This window comes from Pseudomonas sp. BF-RE-21, assembly GCF_019947305.1.
In the GTDB taxonomy this organism is placed as follows: Bacteria; Pseudomonadota; Gammaproteobacteria; order Pseudomonadales; family Pseudomonadaceae; genus Aquipseudomonas; species Aquipseudomonas migulae.
This window is the reverse complement of the sequence record NZ_JAGYGF010000006.1, coordinates 143,660-166,888: the sequence shown is the minus strand read 5'-3', so window position 1 is coordinate 166,888 and position 23,229 is coordinate 143,660. Positions and strand designations below refer to the sequence as shown.

19 protein-coding genes and 1 pseudogene are annotated in these 23,229 nt (G+C 53.3%); 17 read left to right on the top strand and 3 right to left on the bottom strand.

Annotation, left to right across the window (positions count from 1 at the left end):
• The first annotated feature begins 7 nt into the window (after positions 1–7).
• From fabD to KGB25_RS07060, 17 genes and pseudogenes are all read left to right on the top strand, one after another.
• Complete coding sequence (gene fabD / locus KGB25_RS07140) at positions 8–946, top strand: ACP S-malonyltransferase (protein ID WP_192227907.1); 939 nt, start codon at positions 8–10, stop codon at positions 944–946.
• Between the two features lie 16 nt (positions 947–962).
• Positions 963–1,706 carry a 3-oxoacyl-ACP reductase FabG gene (fabG, locus tag KGB25_RS07135; protein ID WP_008040890.1) on the top strand — a complete coding sequence of 248 codons (744 nt, stop codon included), beginning with the start codon at positions 963–965 and terminating at the stop codon, positions 1,704–1,706.
• Positions 1,707–1,897: 191 nt separating this feature from the next.
• A complete protein-coding gene (gene acpP, locus KGB25_RS07130) occupies positions 1,898–2,134 on the top strand; it encodes an acyl carrier protein (RefSeq protein ID WP_003175607.1) in 237 nt (78 codons plus the stop codon).
• Between the two features lie 108 nt (positions 2,135–2,242).
• Complete coding sequence (gene fabF, locus KGB25_RS07125) at positions 2,243–3,487, top strand: beta-ketoacyl-ACP synthase II (RefSeq protein WP_008031595.1); 1,245 nt, start codon at positions 2,243–2,245, stop codon at positions 3,485–3,487.
• Positions 3,487–4,302: an aminodeoxychorismate lyase gene (gene pabC / locus KGB25_RS07120; RefSeq protein WP_223434694.1), complete on the top strand. Its 816-nt coding sequence runs from the start codon at positions 3,487–3,489 to the stop codon at positions 4,300–4,302. The genes fabF and pabC overlap by 1 nt, the downstream gene beginning before the upstream one ends.
• Before the next feature lie 3 nt (positions 4,303–4,305).
• Positions 4,306–5,526: an endolytic transglycosylase MltG gene (gene mltG, locus KGB25_RS07115; RefSeq protein ID WP_008040887.1), complete on the top strand. Its 1,221-nt coding sequence runs from the start codon at positions 4,306–4,308 to the stop codon at positions 5,524–5,526.
• A gap of 19 nt (positions 5,527–5,545) precedes the next feature.
• Positions 5,546–5,839 (top strand): annotated as a pseudogene (tmk, locus tag KGB25_RS07110) (dTMP kinase); the annotation flags it as partial.
• A 725-nt stretch (positions 5,840–6,564) separates the two neighbouring features.
• On the top strand, positions 6,565–7,725 hold the full coding sequence (locus tag KGB25_RS07105) for a hypothetical protein (protein WP_223434693.1): 1,161 nt from the start codon (positions 6,565–6,567) through the stop codon (positions 7,723–7,725).
• A gap of 2 nt (positions 7,726–7,727) precedes the next feature.
• Positions 7,728–8,183, top strand: coding sequence for a three component ABC system middle component (locus KGB25_RS07100; protein WP_223434692.1), 456 nt, complete (start codon positions 7,728–7,730; stop codon positions 8,181–8,183).
• Positions 8,180–10,195 carry a DUF3732 domain-containing protein gene (locus tag KGB25_RS07095; protein ID WP_223434691.1) on the top strand — a complete coding sequence of 672 codons (2,016 nt, stop codon included), beginning with the start codon at positions 8,180–8,182 and terminating at the stop codon, positions 10,193–10,195. Before KGB25_RS07100 ends, KGB25_RS07095 begins: the two co-directional genes overlap by 4 nt.
• A gap of 238 nt (positions 10,196–10,433) precedes the next feature.
• The gene (locus KGB25_RS07090) at positions 10,434–11,813 is read left to right on the top strand and encodes a hypothetical protein (RefSeq protein WP_223434690.1); all 1,380 of its coding nucleotides are present in this window, start codon (positions 10,434–10,436) and stop codon (positions 11,811–11,813) included.
• A 285-nt stretch (positions 11,814–12,098) separates the two neighbouring features.
• Positions 12,099–13,472 (top strand): hypothetical protein, encoded by a 1,374-nt coding sequence (locus KGB25_RS07085; RefSeq protein ID WP_223434689.1) that lies wholly within the window; start codon positions 12,099–12,101, stop codon positions 13,470–13,472.
• A gap of 169 nt (positions 13,473–13,641) precedes the next feature.
• Positions 13,642–14,259, top strand: coding sequence for a hypothetical protein (locus KGB25_RS07080; RefSeq protein WP_223434688.1), 618 nt, complete (start codon positions 13,642–13,644; stop codon positions 14,257–14,259).
• A complete protein-coding gene (locus tag KGB25_RS07075; RefSeq protein WP_223434687.1) occupies positions 14,252–15,376 on the top strand; it encodes an XRE family transcriptional regulator in 1,125 nt (374 codons plus the stop codon). Before KGB25_RS07080 ends, KGB25_RS07075 begins: the two co-directional genes overlap by 8 nt.
• A gap of 256 nt (positions 15,377–15,632) precedes the next feature.
• Positions 15,633–17,183, top strand: coding sequence for a TIGR04141 family sporadically distributed protein (locus KGB25_RS07070; protein ID WP_223434686.1), 1,551 nt, complete (start codon positions 15,633–15,635; stop codon positions 17,181–17,183).
• A gap of 527 nt (positions 17,184–17,710) precedes the next feature.
• Positions 17,711–17,890, top strand: a complete 180-nt coding sequence (locus KGB25_RS07065; RefSeq protein ID WP_121731952.1) for a hypothetical protein — start codon at positions 17,711–17,713, stop codon at positions 17,888–17,890.
• A gap of 25 nt (positions 17,891–17,915) precedes the next feature.
• A complete protein-coding gene (locus tag KGB25_RS07060; RefSeq protein ID WP_223434685.1) occupies positions 17,916–20,123 on the top strand; it encodes a hypothetical protein in 2,208 nt (735 codons plus the stop codon).
• A 58-nt stretch (positions 20,124–20,181) separates the two neighbouring features.
• Here the strand turns inward: KGB25_RS07060 and KGB25_RS07055 are convergent, their stop codons facing one another.
• From KGB25_RS07055 to KGB25_RS07045, 3 genes are all read right to left on the bottom strand, one after another.
• On the bottom strand, positions 20,182–20,649 hold the full coding sequence (locus tag KGB25_RS07055) for a hypothetical protein (RefSeq protein ID WP_223434684.1): 468 nt from the start codon (positions 20,647–20,649) through the stop codon (positions 20,182–20,184).
• 186 nt (positions 20,650–20,835) lie between these two features.
• Positions 20,836–22,389 (bottom strand): LA2681 family HEPN domain-containing protein, encoded by a 1,554-nt coding sequence (locus KGB25_RS07050; RefSeq protein WP_223434683.1) that lies wholly within the window; start codon positions 22,387–22,389, stop codon positions 20,836–20,838.
• Positions 22,390–22,555: 166 nt separating this feature from the next.
• Complete coding sequence (locus KGB25_RS07045; RefSeq protein WP_223434682.1) at positions 22,556–23,035, bottom strand: helix-turn-helix domain-containing protein; 480 nt, start codon at positions 23,033–23,035, stop codon at positions 22,556–22,558.
• Positions 23,036–23,229: the final 194 nt, after the last annotated feature.

The following is a 23,229-nucleotide window of genomic DNA, read 5'->3' as shown; positions in this document are numbered from 1 at the left end:
TTGTTACATGTCTGCTTCCCTCGCATTCGTCTTTCCAGGACAGGGTTCGCAGTCCCTCGGCATGCTGGCCGAGTTGGGCGCGCAACATCCGGTGGTCCTCGAAACATTCAAAGAAGCATCCGACGCGCTCGGTTACGACCTGTGGGCACTGACCCAGCAAGGGCCGGAAGAGCAACTCAATCAAACCGATAAAACCCAGCCGGCCATTCTGACCGCCTCGATCGCCTTGTGGCGTCTGTGGCTGGCGGAAGGCGGTGCGCGTCCGGCTTACGTTGCCGGTCACAGCCTGGGCGAGTACAGCGCCCTGGTCGCTGCGGGCAGCCTGAGTCTGGGCGACGCGGTGAAACTGGTGGAGCGTCGCGGTCAGTTGATGCAAGAAGCCGTTCCGGCCGGGCAGGGCGGTATGGCTGCCATTCTCGGTCTGGACGATGCTGACGTACTGGCAGCCTGTGCCGAAGCGGCGCAAGGCGAAGTGGTCAGCGCAGTCAATTTCAACTCTCCGGGTCAAGTCGTGATCGCCGGTGCCAAGGCTGCGGTCGAGCGCGCCATCGAAGGCTGCAAGGCTCGTGGTGCCAAACGCGCCATGCCGTTGCCGGTCAGCGTACCGTCCCATTGCGAGCTGATGCGTCCAGCCGCCGAGCGTTTCGCCGAGTCGATCGCTGCGATCAACTGGCAGGCGCCACAGATTCCTGTGGTACAAAACGTCAGCGCGAACGTGCCGGCCGATCTCGAAACCCTCAAGCGCGATCTGCTTGAGCAGCTCTACAAGCCTGTGCGCTGGGTTGAATCGGTCCAGGCGCTGGCCGCCAAGGGCGCGACCCAGTTGGTCGAATGCGGCCCCGGCAAAGTGCTGGCAGGCTTGAACAAACGCTGCGCCGAAGGCGTGTCGACATCCAACCTCAATACCCCAGACGCCTTCGCTGCCGCCCGTGCAGCGTTGGCCTGAATCAGGAGAAGCTTGCATGAGTCTGCAAGGTAAAGTTGCACTGGTCACCGGTGCGAGCCGCGGTATCGGCCAGGCCATCGCCCTGGAACTGGGTCGTCAGGGCGCCATTGTTGTGGGCACCGCGACATCCGCCTCGGGTGCCGAGCGCATCGCCGCTACCCTGAAAGAAAACGGTATTCAAGGCACTGGCCTGGAACTGAATGTCACCAGCGACGAATCCGTTGCCGCTGTGCTGGCGAGCATCCAGGAGCAGTTCGGTGCGCCGGCGATCCTGGTCAACAATGCCGGCATCACCCGCGATAACCTGGTGATGCGCATGAAAGACGACGAGTGGCATGACGTCGTCGATACCAATCTGAACAGTCTGTTCCGCCTGTCCAAGGGCGTTCTGCGCGGTATGACCAAAGCCCGTTGGGGACGAATTATCAGTATTGGCTCGGTTGTGGGTGCCATGGGCAACGCAGGCCAAGTAAACTACGCTGCCGCCAAGGCAGGTCTGGAAGGTTTCAGCCGTGCTCTGGCGCGTGAAGTCGGTTCGCGTTCGATTACGGTAAACTCGGTGGCCCCTGGGTTCATCGACACCGATATGACCCGCGAACTGCCCGAGGCACAGCGTGAAGTCTTGCAGGCGCAAATTCCGCTGGGTCGTCTGGGGCAAGCTCAAGAGATCGCGTCTGTGGTCGCTTTTCTTGCATCCGACGGTGCGGCTTACGTTACTGGGGCTACAATCCCGGTGAACGGCGGGATGTACATGAGTTAAATGTGACGGGTTGCTTCAAAAAAATGTCATACGAGCTGTCTAAAATCCGTTATAAAGCTGCAATCTATTTATAGGCAGAGGGTCACGGGGTTTGAGGAGTGAAGCTTTCAGTTGAAAAACTGAAAAGTCTTTCTATACACTTACCCACTGGCCAGCTGCCTGAATTTGTCCATTAGGAGTGAAAACAAGGTATGAGCACCATCGAAGAGCGCGTCAAGAAAATCGTTGCTGAGCAACTGGGCGTTAAAGAAGAAGAAGTGGTCAACACTGCTTCCTTCGTTGAAGACCTGGGTGCCGACTCCCTTGACACCGTTGAGCTGGTGATGGCTCTGGAAGAGGAATTCGAGACCGAAATCCCTGACGAAGAAGCTGAGAAGATCACTACTGTACAAGCTGCAATCGACTACGTTACTAGCCACCAGGCGTAATAGTTTGTAATCGTTGCTTGCTGTCATGGAAAAACCGCACTGCCATCATGGCGTGCGGTTTTTTCTTTAGGCCTGATGCAAAGTCGTCATTTGAAAAAGGAGAGTGCTGTGTCGCGTAGACGCGTCGTAGTCACCGGTATGGGTATGTTGTCGCCACTGGGCACGGATGTGCCGAGCAGTTGGCAGGGCATTCTGGCTGGCCGTAGTGGCATTGGTCTGATCGAACACACCGACCTTTCTGCCTATTCCACCCGTTTTGGCGGCTCGGTAAAGGGCTTCAATGTCGAGGAATATCTGTCGGTCAAGGAAGCTCGCAAGCTCGACCTGTTCATTCAGTACGGTCTGGCCGCAGGTTTTCAGGCGGTGCGTAACGCCGGTCTTGAAGTCACCGACGCCAACCGTGAGCGCATCGGCGTGGCCATGGGTTCGGGTATTGGCGGTCTGACCAATATCGAAGAAACCAGCCGCACGCTGCATGATTCCGGCCCACGACGGATCTCTCCGTTTTTCGTGCCTGGCTCGATCATCAATATGATTTCCGGTTTCCTGTCGATCCACCTGGGTGCACAGGGACCTAACTACGCCATTGCCACCGCGTGCACCACTGGTACGCACTGCATCGGCATGGCAGCCCGCAACATCATGTACGACGAAGCCGACGTGATGATTGCCGGCGGCGCCGAGATGGCGGCTTGCGGTCTGGGCATGGGCGGCTTCGGTGCCTCCCGCGCGCTGTCGACCCGCAACGACGAGCCGACCCGCGCCAGCCGTCCATGGGACAAGGGCCGTGACGGCTTCGTCCTGTCCGACGGTGCCGGTGCGCTGGTGCTTGAAGAGCTGGAACACGCCAAGGCTCGCGGCGCGACCATCTACGCCGAGCTGATCGGCTTTGGCACCAGTGGCGATGCCTACCACATGACGTCGCCGCCGGCTGACGGTGCGGGTGCTGCTCGTTGCATTTCCAACGCCCTGCGCGATGCGAAGATCAATAGCGATCAAGTCCAGTACATCAACGCCCACGGTACGTCGACTTCGGCCGGCGACCTTGCCGAAGCCTGTGCGATCAAGTCGGTGTTCGGCGATCACGCCTACAAGCTGGCGGTCAGTTCGACCAAGTCCATGACCGGTCACCTGTTGGGTGCGGCGGGCGCAGTCGAGGCGATCTTCAGTGTGCTGGCGATCAATAGCCAGGTGGCACCGCCGACCATCAACCTCGACGAGCCGGACGAAGGCTGCGACCTGGACTTCGTGCCGCACACCGCGCGCAACATGGACATCGATGTGGTCCTGTCCAACTCCTTCGGGTTTGGCGGTACCAACGGCTCGCTGGTGTTCCGCCGGTTCGCTGACTGATGGACAGCTGGGTCGACGGTCAGCCGGCTGACGCTCTGTCGCTGAAGGATCGCGGCCTGGCTTACGGTGATGGTCTGTTCGAGACCATTGCCGTGCGGAGCGGGCAGCCGCTGTTGCTGGACCGGCATCTGTCGCGCCTGGCGCAAGGCTGTTCACGCCTGGCGATCACGGCCGATCACGCGCTGATCCGCAGCGAGCTGCTGGCCTACGCCGCAGCACTGGGCGAGGGCGTGCTCAAACTCATCCTCACCCGCGGCGACAGCCTGCGCGGTTACGCGCCCGACCCTGCGGCCCAGGCCCGACGCATTCTTCAGGGCAACCCACCTGCCGCTTACCCTGTCATACATGCGGAGCAGGGCGTTCGCCTGTTTCCTTGCGCCACACGACTGTCCAGACAACCCTTGCTCGCCGGGCTCAAACACCTGAACCGTCTTGAGCAAGTCATCGCCCGTTCCGAATGGCAAGACACCGAGCATGCCGAAGGCTTGATGCTCGATCAGGCCGGGCGGGTGATCGAAGGTGTGTTCAGCAATCTGTTCCTGGTCCGCGATGGTGTGTTGATCACTGCCGATCTCAAGCGCTGCGGTGTGGCCGGCGTAATGCGCGCCGAATTATTGTTTCAAGCCGAGTCGCTGGGGATTCCCACGCAAATCACCGACATTACCCTCGAACAGCTGCAATGGGCTGATGAGGTCTTTATCTGCAACAGCGTGTATGGCGTTTGGCCGGTGCGCGCCTATGCAGCTCTGAGCTGGCCGGTTGGGCCGCTCACCCGTAAACTCCAAACCATTGCCCGCGCGCTACTGGATGCTTGATACGTGAGACGTAAATTCTTGCTGCTGCTGGAAACCGGACTGGTTCTGGCAGGGCTGTGTCTGGGCGCTTCGGCCTGGAAGATTCATTCGGCGCTGGAACAGCCGCTGAACATTACCCAGGAACAACTCCTGGAAGTGCCCAAAGGCACGACACCCACCCGCACTTTCTATCGACTCGAAGCCGATGGCGTCATCAAGGACGCTTTCTGGTTGCGTGTGTACTGGCGCTTCAACCTGGCCGGGCAACCGTTGCACAAAGGTGAGTACCGCATGCAGCCCGGCATGACGGTGGAAAACCTGATCGACCTGTGGAAACGCGGCGAAATGGTGCAGTACAGCCTGACGCTGGTCGAAGGCTGGAATTTCCATCAAGTGCGTGCTGCGCTGGCCAAGGATGAAAAACTTGAGCAGACGCTGAACGGCTTGAGTGATAGCGAAGTGATGGACAAGCTCGGTCACGCCGGGATCTTCCCGGAAGGGCGATTCTTCCCGGACACCTACCGTTTCGTGCGTGGCATGACGGACGTCGAGCTGCTGAAAAAAGCCTACGACCGCCTCGACGAAGTCCTGGCCAAGGAGTGGGGGCAGCGCGCGGCTGACGTGCCGTACACCGAACCCTACCAGGCGCTGATCATGGCTTCGCTGGTGGAAAAGGAAACCGGCGTACCGCAAGAGCGTGGCCAGATCGCTGGCGTGTTCGTGCGGCGCATGGAAATGGGCATGCTGTTGCAGACCGATCCGACCGTGATTTACGGCCTCGGTGATCGCTACAACGGCAAGTTGACCCGCGCCCATCTCAAGGAAGCGACCCCTTACAACACCTACGTGATTAGCGGCCTGCCGCCGACGCCGATCGCGATGGTCGGTCGCGAAGCGATCCATGCGGCACTCAACCCGGTGGCCGGCAACAGCCTGTATTTTGTTGCGCGCGGCGATGGCAGCCACGTGTTCTCCGATGATCTGGATGCTCACAACAGCGCGGTGCGTGAATTTCAGCTCAAGCGTCGCGCCGATTACCGCTCCAGTCCGGCGCCGGTCACCGCGCCAGAGGCGACGAATGAGCAGGCTCCGATCCCGGCGGCTTCGCCTGACCCGGCCCCGGAGGCGTTGGCGCCAGTGACGCCGCCAGAGCCAGCTCAAGAAACGACTCAAGAACCTGCTAAAGAGCCCGCTGCTGCACCCGCGCCCGAATCGGATGCAACCGCGCCGCAAAGCCCGCAATGATTCTGACTAAGGACTGCCTGTGACTGGCTTGTTTATTACCCTGGAAGGCCCCGAAGGCGCCGGCAAGAGTACCAATCGCGAATACCTCGCCGAGCGCCTGCGCGCCGCCGGTATCGAAGTGGTGCTGACCCGCGAGCCGGGCGGCACGCCTTTGGCCGAGAAGATCCGCGAGGTGCTGTTGGCGCCGGTCGAGGAGGCCATGGACCCCGACACCGAGCTGTTGCTGGTGTTTGCCGCGCGCGCCCAGCATCTGGCCGGCGTGATCCGCCCGGCGCTGGCCCGTGGCGCGGTGGTGTTGTGCGATCGCTTTACTGGAACGCTAGTTTCTCTTTTGTTGGTAGGTAAACTTTTTTCGTTTCACCTTTCCAAACATCTGAAAAACCGCTTTGAAGCTTGAGCACCCGTGAATATTGGGTCTCCAGCCGATGACTTGAGTTCTGCTGTCTTATTTATAGCTTCCACTAGATCCAAAACGTAAACAAGCCCCTTTTTCAACTATTTTTCAGAATTTTGTAAACCCAATTGCCCTCGCAATTCCGATCATCCCCCCTTCCTTAAGATGGTGCCACGCCAAAACCCCCGTAATTGCTGGGTTTCAGGGTTTACGTTTTCCAATTTTTTACCGCCATGTTGAATCCAGTTTCTGTCTCCAAAGCTAATTTTTTGCAGCGAACAAGGGCATTGGATATTGACGTGATGATTGAGCTCGCACGTTTAGCATCCTGCTGGGGAGCGCCACGCACTCACGTGGCCAACCCGGATGTTTTGTGCTTTCTCGATCCAGCGCAGACGACCAAAACGATCAAAGCAATGCGAGCGCCCCCTCAAGAGTGATAGCGCTTTGCGATCATGTTTATAGTGCTGTTACCATGGAAGTGATCCAATTTATATAACCTGTAATTATATACAGTGGTCTGCTTGGCTAGTTCAAAGTGCGATCTAGCGATAGCATTCACTTCACAATGGAAATCTCTTCGAGCTGTGATGAACCGATAACGGATCAAATCATCGGGGGTCGAAGACGGCTGTGGAAATTGTATGGATAGCAAGCTGAACGTCGATGCGACCAAGCTTTTCGAGGCGCTCCAATATCAGTTGCTCGTCGCAGTTGATCATTGTTTTGAGCTTGAGAAGGATGAGTGCGTTTGGCTGGAGGTGTATGGGGATGTGACCGTCCCCGGCAAGGCCCAGGTTGAGGTCAAGTTTTATACTGGTGATCTCACTGACGGGCATTCCAATTTCTGGAACACCCTAAAGAACTGGATGAACGAAAAGTTCGACCATGTGGCATACAAGACTCTTGTCCTGCTGACCACCCAAGAGTTTGGAAGCCAAGCCACCCTAGCCGGCTGGAACACTCGGACAGTGGCGGACAAAATATCCGCGATGGAAGCGATTCTCCAAGGCACAGAGGAGCGATTCGTCGCTTCAAAAAAGACCAGCGTTCCTGCTTCCCTGAAACTCCAGCGTCTAGTGATGGATTCTGCGCGCAGGGGAGATCTGATTGAGATTCTGAAAAAGGTTGTGATCACGACCAATGCAGAAACGCTAACAGAGCGGCTACATCGAATCAAAAAGAGTCAATTGACGGCCATTCGCACTGACAAGCAGCAGCAGTTTATTGATGAGTTGCTGGGGTTCATGAGCAGTACCGAGCTTGTGGCGAACGGTTGGAAAATCACCCGAGCGATGTTTGACGACAAATTCAGCGAGCTCAACGCGCGGCATATGCGTTTTTCGAATAAGTTTCCGGAAGTGGACATTGATTATTTAAAACGGACAATCAATGTTTCCGACCTCATGGATCTTACATTTGTAAAGAAAATTCAAGAGGTCGGTGGGGATGACCATATCAAGAAGGCAGCACTACACAAACTCATAGCCGAGCAAACAATTGCGGAGCTTTTCTCGGAGTGCCGGCTTCATAAACCTGATTTGGCACGCTATCAGGCTAATCAGCTTGGAAGTCACCTGAGTCATCGAGCTGGCCGGATGATTGAAGTTCGGAAAATCACCGATATGGATGATCTGAAAGCAGAGTCAATGCAGTTTTACCATCAGAGGCATGCCCTGCAAGCTGAGCAGTTGTGCAGTTTTGAAAATACCACTCTTGAATTTCGAAATGGTATCTATCATCTGTTGGCAGAAGAACAGCCTGAAGACATCGATGATGAGTTTCACTGGAAACTGTGGAAGTGACAATGGGCGCTACTGATCATATCTTTACTCTCCACCGCACCCCATTTGCCTTGGCTCCACTGCTTCATGCCTTTTATGATGAAGCAGAGGAAAAGGAAAAGGGGATTTTACTCAGTTATTTGATTCTGCCTCTCTTGCTATACCCACCAATGCAGAAGTTCTTAAAGGGCGCAAACAAAAGAAGCACCTTAAGAACATTGTGCAATGATCATCGTCGCCTTATTGGGCTGGATGCTCGCGTTCAGGACTTCAAGTCTCTCACTAATGCTGCGTTATTGATATTGTTGGCAGAGAAAGGGGTTGAAGTAGGGGAGGATATGTCGCTGACCTCTATTGGCAAGATTTGTTCGGGTAATGCGCACGCCGATCTTTTGAAGATGAGTAAAAAATTGGCTGCCATTTTTGCTGATATCGAAGTTGTTTCTATTTACAGGACATTGGGGCTTAAGTCGCTATGAAATGCTTCCTGAAATATATTGGTATAGTTGATACCCGGGACAAAATTCACTATGTGCCTTTTTATCCTGGGTTAAATGTCATTACCGGGAAATCTTCTACCGGGAAAAGTGCGATTTTAGAGATTTTTGACTACTGCATGGGTAGCAGTGAGGATACTATTCCGGTTGGAGTTATTACCGATCGGTCAAAGATATTTTTTGTGGCATTACAGTTTGCGTCATTTGTTCTGGTTTTAGGAAGGAATGCCGGAACCAATAAATGTTTTCTTCGTGAGGTACCTAGTGCGCAAGCGGATAGCCTTATCGCGCTTATTGAGAGCGTAGGGGCTTTTTTTGATCCTCGTTACTATGTCCCGCTTGCTGATTTTATAAAAAGCCTTGGACGCTACTTTGGGGTGACGCTGGAGAATATCGATGAGGATCCGCTCCACAAGGAACTCACTGGTAAGAAAAGTGAAACGCCATCTATTCGCAGTTTTCCTTCCTTTATGCTTCAGCATCAGAATCTTGTTGCTAATAAGCATGCGATATTTTACAGGTTTGATCAGAAGCACAAGCGCGACCAGGCGATCGAACATTTCAAAATTTTGATGGGGATCGTGGGCGAAGAGTACTTCGATTTGGCGAAGGAGCATAACGTAGCCAAGCAGGAACTGCGCCGAATTCAGTTGCAGATTCCGAAGCAAGACATGGTCAAGGCTTCAGCGATCGCATTGTTTTCAGATTGCCTGTCTGAGTATCTCGCACTTGCCGGCACTCCGTTGATTGAGCTGACCCCAGAGGAGATGTGGAAAAATCCAAAGCCAGCTCTGAGAAAGGTCATGGAGCGGTCTGTTCGAATTGATGGGCTGTCAGATGAGTTCGAGAAAAAACGAAACGGGTTGCTCGACACCAAAGCGGAGTTGATGATAAAGCTTCGTTCCGCTCAGGGTGACCTGCGCCTCGCCAAGTCATCTATCGATTCCGCAAGCGGATTTGGGCTGACTATGACAAGCCTGCCGATCCCGAGCTCCAGTGTCTTGGAAGAGGCTGCTATTTGCCCATTCTGCGACGCGCACTCAGATACTCCAGAAGATGAAGCAAATAAACTCTCGGATGCCATCCACTGGCTAAACAAAGAACTCAAGCTCTCCTCCTACGCACGTGAAAGCTTTGGTGAGGAACGTCGTTCCATTGAGAAAGAAATAAAGGCCATTGAGGCGCAGCTCAAAGAGGTTCAAAACTCACTGAAGCCTCTTGATGAAGAAATCACTCGCCTGAAGCTTTCGAAGAATGTCGATGAGTCTGCTCAGCGAGCCAAGTTTAGACTTGAAGAGGCCATCAAGCAGCGTATCGAGAAGCCGCCTTCAGACCTTGTCGACTCCGAAGCGTATTGGAAGGCACGTGTTAAGGCTTTGGCCGACGAGATGGCGGAATACCAGGTCGCGTCTGAGCTCGAAAAGCTTCAGAACGACATTAATGACAAGATGCGTCAGCTTGGGCAGAACTTCGATTTCGAGGAGGCTTACAAGCCCGTCGATCTTCGGTTCGACCTTGAAACCTTTGACCTTTGGCACCAAAAAGACAAGGACACCAAGGTGTATCTGCGCTCAATGGGCAGTGGTGCCAATTGGCTGTATTCGCATTTAACGTTGTTCATGTCATTGCATTACCAATTCGCGGCCCGAGCCGACTCAGGCTGCAAGATACCGCCCATTCTGTTCCTTGATCAGCCAACGCAGGTGTACTTCCCCGCCGCATTGGATGCTGGCAAGAAATTCGCCCCTGAGGTATTGGCTATTCAGGCCAACAGGCAGGACAAGCTAGAAGATGATATCGATGCGGTGACCAACATGTTCAACCAGATCGCCAACTTCTGCACTGATACGCACCAACAGACAGGGGTGATGCCTCAGATGATCATCTGTGACCATGCCGACAACCTGGATTTGGAAGAGGGGTTGGAGTTCAGTGATTACGTGAGAGCTACTTGGCGTACGCGTGGTTTCATTGCAGAGGTTGAGCCGGCCTAGCGGCAAAGTGTCATTGGGAGGGGGGCTCGCTTCTCTCCCTTCATTCTTCAAATGCATCATTTGTCTCCCTGACTTAGCTAGCATCTGGGTGATGGCGGAGGCAGCTGCGAGCCCTGGATATCCTTAGAAATTTCGAATGCTGCTGGCAGCACCGCTTGCTGAGCAGTCCCCTGGCCCCGTCGATTTAGGTCGATCAATCACCGTTTCGCCAGCTAGATCAATACAAGGATAAATCACAGTGGATGATCGTCAGGTTGAGTATGCAAAAATCAAAGCTTTCTACAGTCTGCTGGTGGATAGGCTTGGGGCTAAAGTGTGGGCCAAGAGAAGGGCCGCTTTTGTGGAGCGTATCCGAGCGAAAGAGTCGAATATTGATCTGAGGATACCGATCGAGCCTCAACTTTTCGTTCCGCCAGAGGACGATATTGACTGGTATATCTTGGTGGCTGAGTTGGCTTACGACTCCCCATACAGCGACTGTGCCTATAGCAGCGATCGAATCTATCCCTATGCCAAGACCATCGGTGCCTTTTCACAGGAGCTTCGGAAAGTCCCAAATGTGAACGGGGTTCTGAACAAGATGCTGGGTAAAAACAGGAAACCTGAGACGCAGATTTTCGAGCTGCTGACGGCTTCGTTCTATCTGAAAAACGAGTATGAGGTTTCCTTCATCCCGGAGAACAGCATCGCCTGGCCGGACGGGGAAACGAAAAAGTCACCGGATCTGCTCGTCAAGGACGATGACATGGAGATGTACGTTGAGTGCAAACGAGCGGACAAGCAGACTCAATACTCGCAGATTGAAGAGGATTCCTGGAGCAGCATATGGAGTCAGGTAAGCCTGCACATGCTTGAGGTCGCACCGTGGTGCATCGTCGACCTGACCTTCCATGACGAGATTTCTGGTGTGACAGCGGATGATGTGATTAGGGCGGTGGATCTTGCTATTGAGAATGGGGCTGGCAGGGTTCTGGAGGGTTCGGTAAGTGCTGAAATTCGCGGTATAGATAGGGCACACCTTGAACGTCATCACCGCTCCAACGCTGTCAGGCCCAATAGTCCTCAGCAAGAGATGTTGGTATTCGGTGACATGGATAGTAATGAGAAACGTAGCATCGCGACGATAGCTGGAAGTATCGTTCGGCCGGGCACACCGGACGTCTTTCTCAATATTTTCGTGGAGGACGTTGCCAACTGCGTGGCAGCTCAATGGCGATGTGACCACGCGATCTCGCTTGAACGGCGCTCACGTCACTTCAAGGGGCTCGCCAAAAATGGGATTGCCCAAATACCTCCTGATAAACCTGGAGTCGTGCATGTCTGGTACGAGACGGTTGAGGGGATCGACATTGAGGAAATACGACTGGATAAGAACATCGACAGCCTTTCATTGTTCGATGCCTCCGGGACAACGGTGGTGGGGGTTCTGATTCACGGTGTGAACTATTACCCCTTTGAGAATCGCTACGAATGGGCGGAGACGGTACAGAGCTTCGCTCGCGTGCCGTACCTGATGGATCTCTACCCTCACGCCTTGATGCTGTCCGCAGACAACACCCACGAAGTTGAGGGCATAACTCATTGGGAGCAGGATAAGGCTGCCAAATCTACCCAGTGAATCCGGACTTAGCAGGGTGGTGCTGGGGAGGCGCCGCCCAGTGAGAGTCCATGCCTCAATTGTCAGGCCTTGATGCATACCGTTGTGGTAAAGGCGTGCTAACTCGAAAATGGAGCCGCCTGGGCAGTAACAATCAAGTCGAATCAGATTCGGCAGGTACGCCTGCATCGTCGAGTAAGAATGACCAACTGCTGCTGCATCAGTGGGTGCCCGCCTGACCCGCACTAGAACGAATGGAATGGAGATTTCACAATGAGATATCCAAGGGAAACCCTGCGCCTCGGGATGGCTGCGTTGTTGCTCCATGCGATCAAAGAGACGCCTGATAATTTCAAGGCGCTGAGGGAGTTGCACCGTATGCTCCTTCGTCAAATCGTTAATTGTGAGCGCCGGATAAAGCGACTCAAAAATGCCAGGCAACGGATTCGTTCCTTCCTTTCCAGTAAAAGGCCTGAAAAAGCCACAGCCTCAAAGCTGAAAAAGGTTCTCCAGGGGATCGATTTGCGGGTCAAGGACATCCACCATCTTTTGTTTTTGTGGCGGTGCTTTGGTGATGGCATCGCGTGCATTTATCAGAGTACGTACAGCCTTAAGCATCTCTACTTTGATGCGGATTATCAGATCAAAAGTGATCCGGGGTTTGTGTTGGGGAAGGAGGGGTTGATACGGGAATACCGCTTGCTGCGTAAAGCTCTCCAAATGAAAGTACCGGCGATACTTTCGGATCTGACGAACATCATTCGGCACGGAGATGTTTGCTTTCTGGCTCAAGCTGATCCTGTGCCGATCGAGGTCAAGTCCTCTTCGAACATTAACGATCGGGTGCGACGCCAAATTGAGCAACTGCAAGTGCTTCACGATTTCTACACGAATGATGGTGCCACTTCATTCCGAGGGCTGCCTGCCAAGCGCGTTGCTCTTGGGCCGCCAGTGGTGAGTTATAAGCGCGAGTTCAATGAGTGTATGGCCACAGCACTCACGAATGGCATGGAAATTGTATCTCCCGAATCGGGATTGACTTATATCTGTGCGAGAACGGAAGGTCGATGGAGTAAGGCAATGTTCGAGGCTGTTGAAACTCACTCGAACGGCTCAACGCTGTGCGTTGCGCTTACTCCAGATCCGACATGGCTGCCTCACTATTCATTCACGGTCTCCCTGTCGCCGGCCAACGCTGTTTTATTTATGCAGGAAGTAATCACTGGCGTCGTGCTCATCGATCTGGCGATTTTGAAAGACCTGCTTGTCCAGAAAAATTTAAATCCGGTAGTTCTGATGGATGGCGTGCATGCGCTCCAAGTCTCTTGGGGGTTTGAGGTCAAGAATGACGTGTTGTCTGAGCCAGAAGCGGACAATGGGATGAGACGTGAGGAGGTGGGCGATGCGGTAGGTGTTGGGGGCGTGACTCAAAGGAAAGTACTTCATCCTTTTAGTGATCAGGGAATTTTCAGGGCCAGTGAATTCCATTTCCTGCGAACAGCCACTCAGTTTGAATCGCTTAGGTGGTTTGCGGATGGACTGGCATCACAGATGGAGATAATCAAGCTTGAGAGCCTTCCTGCGGCAGCCAATCCAAACGGTGGTGAATTCTACATGGAGGTGCCAGACGGCTGGCTTGATGCTCAAGACTGTTATGTCAGCACACCTTGCAAGCCCTAGCCTTCAGCCTCGGGTATCGATGCCTTGTCAGCAGTCAAATTGCTCAGTGACCTGGGAAGCTCATTAGAACAATAAGTCTGCGCGCAAACCTGGTTGACAAATCCAAGAAACTGCATAAAAATTCAGTTGACAGATTTTTCGATATGCATAGTTTTTGAGGATCCGCCTAATGCTTGAGACTCAACACCCCAGCTATTTCGAACCCCGACTGCAGCCAGAGTACTTGGACAGGTTTTGTCAGGAAGTATCCTCTGTCGCCTACGGTGCGCTTGAAGATTCCACTACGCGATACGACACCGCTTACACGCGCGGCACGCTGTTGTTTGGTCGACTGCAGGGGCTTTCTCAGGTCTTAGGTAAAGACAAATCGTTGCCTTGGTTGGAGTTGAGAAATGCGACGTTGGACTTCACGGTCAGCGTGAACGGCGTCCTTTTTCAGGTCGTTACGGACAATCCTCAAGACATCAGGAAAACTCACCGCATCAAGGCCAATCCGTTGGAGCAACACCAACTGAGTTTGTTTGAGGTGTCTCCAGAGGTTTGCACTTGGCGGGTGTACCTATCGAGCAACCAGGATCCTGAATTCCCGAAAATAGAAACGGCGATTGTCGGTTTTGACGCCAATCAGAACGTCGTCTGCCTTTGGAAGCATGAGCAGCGTTCAGGTGTTTCTGTTCGCGCCATGGAACAGCATCCGCAGGTCGATGTATCTGAAGCTCAACCGCGTCGTAAAAAGAAAGACGCAGATGCAGACACTACAGATGATGTTGGCCCGATAGATGGATGAAAGAACACAACAGCTAGCATTTGGCGAGGAGTTTTCTCCCGAGAAGCTCCGGTTGGCCAGGTGCGCCGCGGGCCTTTCGCTCGCGGAGTTGGGCGAGCTGCTTGGCGTTAGCCGGCAGTTCGCGCACAAGCTCGAAATCAACACCGTGCCTAATAGGGCGCAGATCGAAGTGCTCAGTAAGGCATTGGGCGTTACCGAGGGATTTCTATCGAGCCCTCGGCGTGGCTCTGTGGAGCTTGAGCAATGTCACTTTCGAAGCCTTCGCTCATCGACACAAACTGTGAAGAAGAGCATTGCTTCTCAGGTTGAGTTGTTTGAGCTGTTTCTCGATGGACTCGAAAAGGAAATCGACTTTCCTGCCGTGAAGTTCTCTACCTTCGACGACACGCTTTTAAATCACGATTCGATGGAGGTCGCCGCAGAGCGGTTTCGGCGTGAGCAGTCGATTGGTATTGGCCCCATCGCTAATATGACCCGCTTGGTGGAAAGCGTTGGCGTTTTGGTTGTGAACCTCGCGGATGCGGATGACCGAGTCGATGCATTCTCGTTGTACAACAAGCGACCTCTCATCGTTCGCAACATTGCGAAGGAAAACCCCTGTCGTCAACGCTTCGACATTGCTCATGAGTTGGGCCACTTGGTCATGCACCAAGGTATCGAAACGGGATGTCGCACGACTGAAGATCAAGCCAACCAGTTTGCGAGCGCCTTGTTGATGCCTCGTGCGAGCTTTGCAGGAGAGTTTCCTCCAATGCGAGGGCAGTACCTCAATTGGTCTGCACTCAGGGAACTCAAGCTACGTTGGAAGGTGAGTTTCAAAGCGCTCATTTACCGTGCACAGACGCTGAATCTGATCACCCAGGATCAGGCGCGATCGGGCTTTACCTATCTCAATCGCAACGGGTTTACTCGGCGAGAGGAATTGGATGAGCAGATTGAAATGGAATCACCAAGCCTTGTTCAGAAAGCCATCGAGCTTCTGGATCACGCAACGTGGCGCGGTATCTTGAAGGATTCTGGCCTTTCGGATGCGCTTGTTATCAATCGCTTCATGCTCCAGGTACCTGTCGCTCCGTTGTCTCTCGTTAAGAGAACGCTTGATTCAACGGGTTACTAAGACCTGAAAGCGATCGGCAATTGGCAAAAAGATATGCACTGAATCGCCCCGGATGCTCTAGTCCCATGAGCCAAGCCAATTGCGGTATCTGCGCTCACATAGATTAGTTTTGCGAGCAAGTTGGAGTCGATATGCTGCAGGGCAGGGGGCGTATAAAAAGAGCGCAATCCTGAAGACTGCAGGTGTTTAAAGCCGTCTTGACGTGCGCAATTGTGGGTGTCAATTTGGCATCAAGCTGCTTAGTCATGGAGGGCGTGTGAAGATCACTATTAATGTGTTCTTGCTTAAGGCAGGAAGGACTATTCACGACGCGCTTTCTGATGAAGTCAGGATACAGCCGATTTCATTTCTACTGCAGGATGTCGATTGCCTCTTCTACCACCAGACAAATCCGTCTCACCCAAAATGGACACAGCTGTTCAGTAATATTGAAGAAGTCGCTCAGCTGGATCTGACAGGCAGGTCGCTCAAGGCGCTCCTGGTCATGGCGGTGCAGGATAGGGTGTTTTGCTTCACGTTCGGTCACGCAAGGCATCTGATTGATGGACTCGGAATCGAGCGCTATTTTGGACTGAGAACAGCGTTAAGCTTGACTGATCCGCTATTGATCAAATCAGTGGAGAAGGCGAGCATTGATCGAACCCCGTTGCGCTCGAAAGCGCAATCTTCACGGCACTTGTCGATCTCGGAGTTCGATTTTAAATTCGACTCGGAGATTCTCAAGTCGCTGACTGGCGTCGTCGAGAGCGACCAAGATGAAGGCGAGTATGTGAGTGGCTCGGACTCCCTGGCTCTGCATTCGGATGTCAGGCTCGAACAACTTCCAGAGATCGCTGCTCGGTTGCTGTTGGCCTATGAGGACGAGCGCTGCAAAGAAAAATACCCATGGATGGACTTCATTGTGCCGGTACGAGATGCCGCGCTTGTGGCTCAGCTTGATGAGTTGCTGGTCGTAGCGGTTAACGCTCAAGAGTTTGATCGAGTCCGCGCGGCAGCTCCCCAGCTACTATCTGATGACATCTCCGGCTTTGGTTATCTGAGGCACCGCGCACGATCGCGTAACGGCCCTGCGGTTGTCTTCGATCTGGATCTTCGACAAGCCCTCTTGGCCAAGCAGATCCTTGGGGCGGTCACACTGCAATCGCTTAACTCGGAGCGTATTTACCTGTATGGCGCTGATGAGCAGCTACACGCCGCCTGGCCCATGTACAGTTGTCTTGAGGCGGAGATCGAGTTCGAAGAAAAAATCTACCTGCTTAGCGAAGGTGATTGGTTCCAGATTGATCGAGACTACACCGATCAGGTCAATCGATACTTTGACGCGGCCACCCGATCCACCCTGGAGTTCCCTCGGTACGGTACCGACCAGGAAGGCCCGTACTTAAGACGGGTCGCCGACAACGTAAATTTCTTTCTACTTGATCAGAAGCTGGTTCGGTTGAGCGGTGCTGCGGGCCCATTCGAATTCTGTGACCTTCTGACGCCAGAAAACCACCTTATCCACGTAAAAAAATACTCATCGTCCAGCGTACTGAGCCACCTGTTCTCCCAAGGGTACGTATCCGCAGAAGCGCTCATCAATGATCCCGACGTGACTGCCCAGGTCAATGGATATCTAGCTCAGGAGGGGGAGTTCCAGTTCGTATTCGACTCGGCCACACAGCCCAGAAACAAGATAGTGTTCGCCATCATGCAGACCAACGATGTCCTCCATATGCCGTTCTTCTCGAAGGTCAACTTCAGGCAGTTTGCCCAGCGATTGACCGCAATGGGGTACCAGGTGGAGGTGTGCAGGATCGGTAACTGAGGAATAATGGGACCTGCGCTAGGAAGCTTCGCATCCCGTAGCCTGGAAGAGACTGCCTACCTGGTTCAGGCCATTTCAATTCTTCGAGTCGCTGGCGTAGTGATCAGAGCGTTCGTGCTGCATGGGTCTCGGACAACGTTCTGACTTGTTGGTAGTGCCCACCGGGTCAAGCTTCTGCGTAAGGCAGGAGCGTTACAGTCGTTATCGTTTCAGTTTTCTACGCATGTGCCGATAGCTAGAAGTGACGTAGACACCTTTGGGTATCGAAGCTAAGGTGAAAGAACGTGAATTCTGAACGCTGGCATTCAACGGTGGTCTTTACGGTGGAAGGATTGCTTTCACAATGCCGCTGGGAACACGGCAGTGTTCCTTGAAGCTCACAATCTGTATACTGATTGACCAATTGGATGCTCGAACGCCCGCTTAACGGCTGAGGCTTCGGTGAGAAACAAGCGCTAACACCCATTTGTGCTTAGCGAAGCTCACATGCTAATTTGAATCATCCATGCCGTTTCTTGAGAGAAGCCATGAGTCTGACCGCACTGATTGAACTGACTAATCGTCGAAAGTATGAGGATTCCAATGCCCGCGCTATGCGGATGGAGGAGAGCCGCGTGCGCCTGCGTCAGTACGACCAAGAGATTGAGCAGCGTATCGCCTCCCAAGCCGTAAGCCAGGCACTGCTAGCTAAGACCTGCAGCCTCTAACTATTTTCGAAGGAAAAAGCAGCCAATGGCTGCTTTTTTTATGCCTATGACTCCGTACCTTGTTTCTGAATTCGCGAAGCCGACGCTCACCAATCTTGTCAGGGAATGCTTTGGGGACGACTTCCCTGACATTTTCAGCAAGGATCAGGTCGACTACCTGTTTACCTATCTGACCTGTCTGGACGCCAAGACAGTGCTTCTTGAATTCAACTATGTCGACAAGGACTACCTGGAGGACTTTTCGCGCTATTACGTGAAGCGATTTGGCAACGACGGTCACAAGTGCGCTCGCCTTCACTTTTTTTCGTCCAGCGTCGACCATCGGACGATCACGTCGATCCTGCAGCGTGGCAAAGACGCAGGGAGCGAAATCGATGACCTGAACAAAAGCTATCTTGGCTTCATGGTGATCAAACCGTTACCGCGTACTTTCATTGGGAAAACCTGCTTGAAGGTCATGCCGGATGAGCTCAGCGAGAACAAGTGCAAGCGGCGGCTTGCCCGTGAGTACACGGTCGATCTGTTCGGGATCTCGCTCAAGGTGGAGTCAATTGCCTTTCAGGAACAAGACAAGGTTGTTGCTGCTTGTGCGACAACGGCTATCTGGGCTTCCTTGCATGCGCTAAAACTGCGTAACACCCGCAGCATCCATTCCTGCAGCGAAATCACGATCAATGCCATCAACCATGTTGAAGATTCCTCCAACAGTTTTCCGAGTCAGCAACTGAGCAACAAGCAAATCCTGCGCTCGTTGGATGTTGAAGGGTTGCGGTACCACGCCAAAAGCATGGAAGCACCTGATCAGGCGTATTTCCTCCAGTCAATAATCGCGCACATCGACAGTTCGCTTCCTATGATTCTTACGGGTGAAGTGTTCTCCCACGTGACAACCATCGCTACACTGCCTGCCGTTAATGCAGACGTAGACACTGCTACAGCCCCGGTAATACCTCTTGGGGCATCAGAAACACAGGATTTGACTGACAGTGGCGGTGGTCAAACGGCAAAGCCTGTTTTCAGGGCCCGTGGAGGGCACGCCATTTGTGTAGTGGGTTATAAGGTTGATCAGGATGAAGAGGTTTTGTATGTGCATGATGACCGACTGGGTCCTTATGCACGGGCGAAGCTGATCAGTATCGATGACTACACCTTGATCGAAGGCGCGGCTCCCCGCGAAATCAAGTGGGCGCTTGGCTTGCAGCGAATGAAAAACAAGGATGAGTGGGAGGAGCCACACGAACTCATTACACCTGATTTCTCTGTAGTGCCTTGTGACAGAAAAGCTCGCCTGCCTTTCCTGTACGTTTATGAAACGTGCCAGGTCATTGTCAAGGAACTGAAGAACATGGCCATGGCAGGTGGCGAACAATTGAGTTCCCTGAGCCAGAAAATCGAGCTGCGTGAGATCTCTGATATCCGACGCGAAGTTTTGGAGCATGAGCCGACAGCCACGACGCTGGAGGGGAATGGATTTCGCACGGTGACACCGGAAGAGCGCGAGGCTTGGCAAGTAGAAAAAGTCGAATTCCTGACCACCAGTTACGCTCGACTCCAGTGGGTTGTGTCGTTTAACTGGTTAGGAGCGCCGCTGTTCAAGGTACTCATTGACGCTAGCGAAATTCCTCAGGGAAATGCGGTCTCCGCCATTCTTGCCTACGATATTTGTTTGGGGAATGTGCTGCTGGATCTGATTCGAGAAAGCGCTGACCCAAACGAAGTGGTCGTCAACTCTGGTCACTTTTACCAGTCGTTCCTTCGTCGCCTGATGAAAGACAAATCCAGTCGGGCTAAGCACCTTGACGATACCTATGGCTCTCCCCGGGCACCAAAAAATCTCCGGGAGAGTGAGTTCGAAGGGGGGAATATCGTTCTAAACAGGACGCTGGAGACATTGTACGAGCCGAACGGAAAAAAGCTGCTGGACATGTTCCCGTCGTTCGCTGATGGCAGTGTCGGGAATTTGATCTGGGCAGTTTCACTTGAAGGTGATCTATTAATTGCCGCTGAGTATGACGGTCGTGGACATCCCAGCATCACTGGCTTCAAACCCGCTCGAATAGCGGGCGAGATCAGACGTTCTCCGACGGGCGATGTGCTGCTGATCAATGTTGAGTCAGGGCGTTATAGCCGGGATTACAACAACCGAATTGAATTGCTAGGGAATGCAAAAGTTCGTTTCGAGCGCTATTTTCCTGAGCAGTCTTTCGACATACAGGTAATAGAGGGGCGTTGACCGGTCGCATCAAAGTCGGAGTAGCCGGGACAAAAAACCGGCTCTGTCTTCATAGCAATCAAGGCGCCACGTCGCAAGATGAGCTCATATCGAGGGTGCTGGTGTCCAGGATTTGAGGTTGGTAATTGGTGAGGAATCGGCGCAGCGTGCAGTTGTAGGTGTCGAATCCTGGCCAGAAATTATGCCAATAATCATAATCAAGGGTCACGGCCTCTTCGCGCTCTAGATCATCTAGAACCTCCCAGGCAGTTTCAAAACGTTTTCTCCAGTTTGGAGCCGCTAGAAGTCGAGCCGCAGATTCAGAATCCATTTTTGCGTATTTGATAAGCGCATTTATTGCATAATCGTCATCCAATACATTCACTGCCCCAACTTTGTTGTGAACGGTATCTACAATGTCTAGAATCCAGCCAATAGTTTGGAATCGGCACTTTCTCGCAGAGCGGAATTCCTCACTAAAGCCCGTTATTTCAACCCAAGCGAATTCTTGAATTTCACGATGTTCAATGTGAATGACATACGACATAAGTTGCTCCTTTTGTTGTTATGGTTAATTCTAACATCCAGCTACTTTGCCCACAAACACTTTTGGGTTGACAGTTTGGTAAGTTTGGTTATACCGAATTTATAATCGGGTGCACATGAAGCGGCGAACCCTAGTTGATCGGCTTCTTCCTCAGGGGTTCGTGTGATATGGAATTTACGGCCGGATCTATTCGTCCTCTTCATGCCCCCGAATCCAGTCGTGGTCAGGAATAATCAGCTCTCCGACCAAGCCACCTTCTCGCTGTGCCAATCCATTTTCGTGTTGAGTAATTGCGAGGGCGAGCATCTGAATGGCTGATCTGGTCACACGCAGGGCGCGCAACACGTCCTGGGTAAACTGCTCGCGATGATGGTGCTCGACTTCAGGTGCTTGTCTGCTGGAAGCTGGATCACCAAGATCATGAAGTACCACGAAGCGGTGCGTGCCGGAGTTACGCAGCTCCTTTTGTGGTCGAAGGATGCCCTCTTCGCCGGCATAGTCTTCGGCGAGCTCCACAAGGCCGTAGAGGGCTTTGGCGCCTTTGCGAATGACCGTCTCGACTTTAGTGGAGAGCGGGCGTACGCCCGTCAATTTATCTTTGGCTCCCCGCCATAACGTACCGAAGGAAACGCTGGTGGGAGACTGGCCTAGTTCAAAGTAGTGATTCGCCGTTACCGCGACCTTGTCGAGGAGGTCAAGCGCTGTCCGGTGAGCAACTATGAGTGCAGAGGTATCCGGGCCGTAGGTGGCAAAGTCGAGCGTGTCTGAGAATCGACCTGTCTTCGGCCAAACGCTTTCGTCGACAGCTCGCCATGCCAGATCACGGGCAAGAATAAAGTCGCTCTTGAGCATGTTGAACATGGCGAACAGAGGTGGAGGCGTTGCCACTTCGCCGGGCTCGCGTTCCAATACCGCGGGGAGCATGAGCCAATCCAGCTTGCCCAATGTTGGGTCGACGAGTTCGACAGCTGGAGCGAGCGTTAGTCGTTCAGTTTCCACCCATGTGATGAACGGATCAGTGTGGGGTGATCGCGGTGGTGGATCTCCGAGCTTTTTAGCGAACGCTGCGATTTCCTTTGCTGCCTGCGCACCTGCATATTCGACAATTCGATCCTCGTTTCTATGCGCGATTTTAGCTAGCATGCTGGCTTCAATGCGCGTCAGATCTGAGCATCCTCCTTGGTCAAAAAGCCACAGCAAATCACGGGCCGCGCGATATGCGGCAACCCCGTTTTCGGGGTCGATTTCAAGTGCAGTAAGCCTTGCATCATGGGCTTCGCCCAGCCGTAAACTATTGCTGAACTGGTTCGCGAGATTCGTCCAGGCCTGTGTTCTCAGTGATGGCTCAGCATCAACGTCTTGGCCAACCTTCCAGAAACACCGGCGCGCCTGCGCACGGTACTCTCGATTACGCTCCTGATGATCCAGCCAACTGGAGTTCCCCTGCGGATGCCCAGCCGCCGCGACGAGCGCGTTTGCCAAGTTGTAGGTTACGCGGGTGGTTGGATGCAAACTGTGAAGCTCTTGAAACAAAGTGAGGCCTTCTTCAATTGCATCCTGCTGTTGGGTCATCGCACCTCCATCTACCAGAATGCTCGCCCGTAGATTCAACCAATGGGGTCGCTCAGGTGTATCAAGGTCGATCTCACGAGCTTGTGTCACGGCCAGAGCTGGGTTGGTATTCAATAAGTGCTCGAGATGCGTGAACAGCTCGTTGTAACGGCTAAGTATTGATGGCATTGGACGGCTCTCGTGTCGTGGGTGCGATTCTCTGCAACTCATAGGCCGAGTACCAAGAGCCTACTAATCATTCCATTTTCTGATGGCGTGATTACAGCTAGGGCGCAGGTAGAGGATAGGTGAGAAAGGGTAAGAGGCGTCGAGCGCAGACAATGCTAGATCAGATTCAGGATTCTTCGTCCGGATCGGTCATTTTCCAAAGGTCGTGAACCGTGGACTTTGGAAGCCCCAACTTCTCCGTCGTCGCTTTTTGTGTGAGGCCTTCTCGCTTGCACAGTTGGACGGCGGCCAGCTTGCGTAGTTGCTCACTTGCGCGTGATTTGGGTACGCCAGATTGCATGCTGTCGACCAATTCCTTCAGCCCTCCCATCCTCTCAAAATCAGCAAGCTCCTTCTGAACCCGCTGAAGAACCTCGGAGGGGGAGACTTCGTCGCGGACTGCGAGAGACAGAGTCAGCAGAGTGACTGGGTCAAATTGAAGCGCCTTAGACAGCTTTTCCAACTTGTTCAGGGTGGGAGAGGACTTCGCATTTTCAATTTGCCAAAAGTGTTTGCGATCACTGACATCTCCCAGGTCTTGCTGAGATAAACCTCTGACCGCTCGGACAGCCTTTAGTACGGCTGCGAACCCATTGCTCAATGACATCAGCGTCCCTCGAAAAACGAGGATGTAGCCATGTTGCGCAGTCCGGAACGACGGTATATAGTCCCCTTGCCGGATTTCCGGGTAGATCTACATGGCTGTAGAACCGTGCCAAAGCATCGGCGTCTGCCTCGCTGGAACGCCTGCCCACGAGCCTTTACTAGCCTTATCAATTTAGCTGTAAATCGAGACCAGGC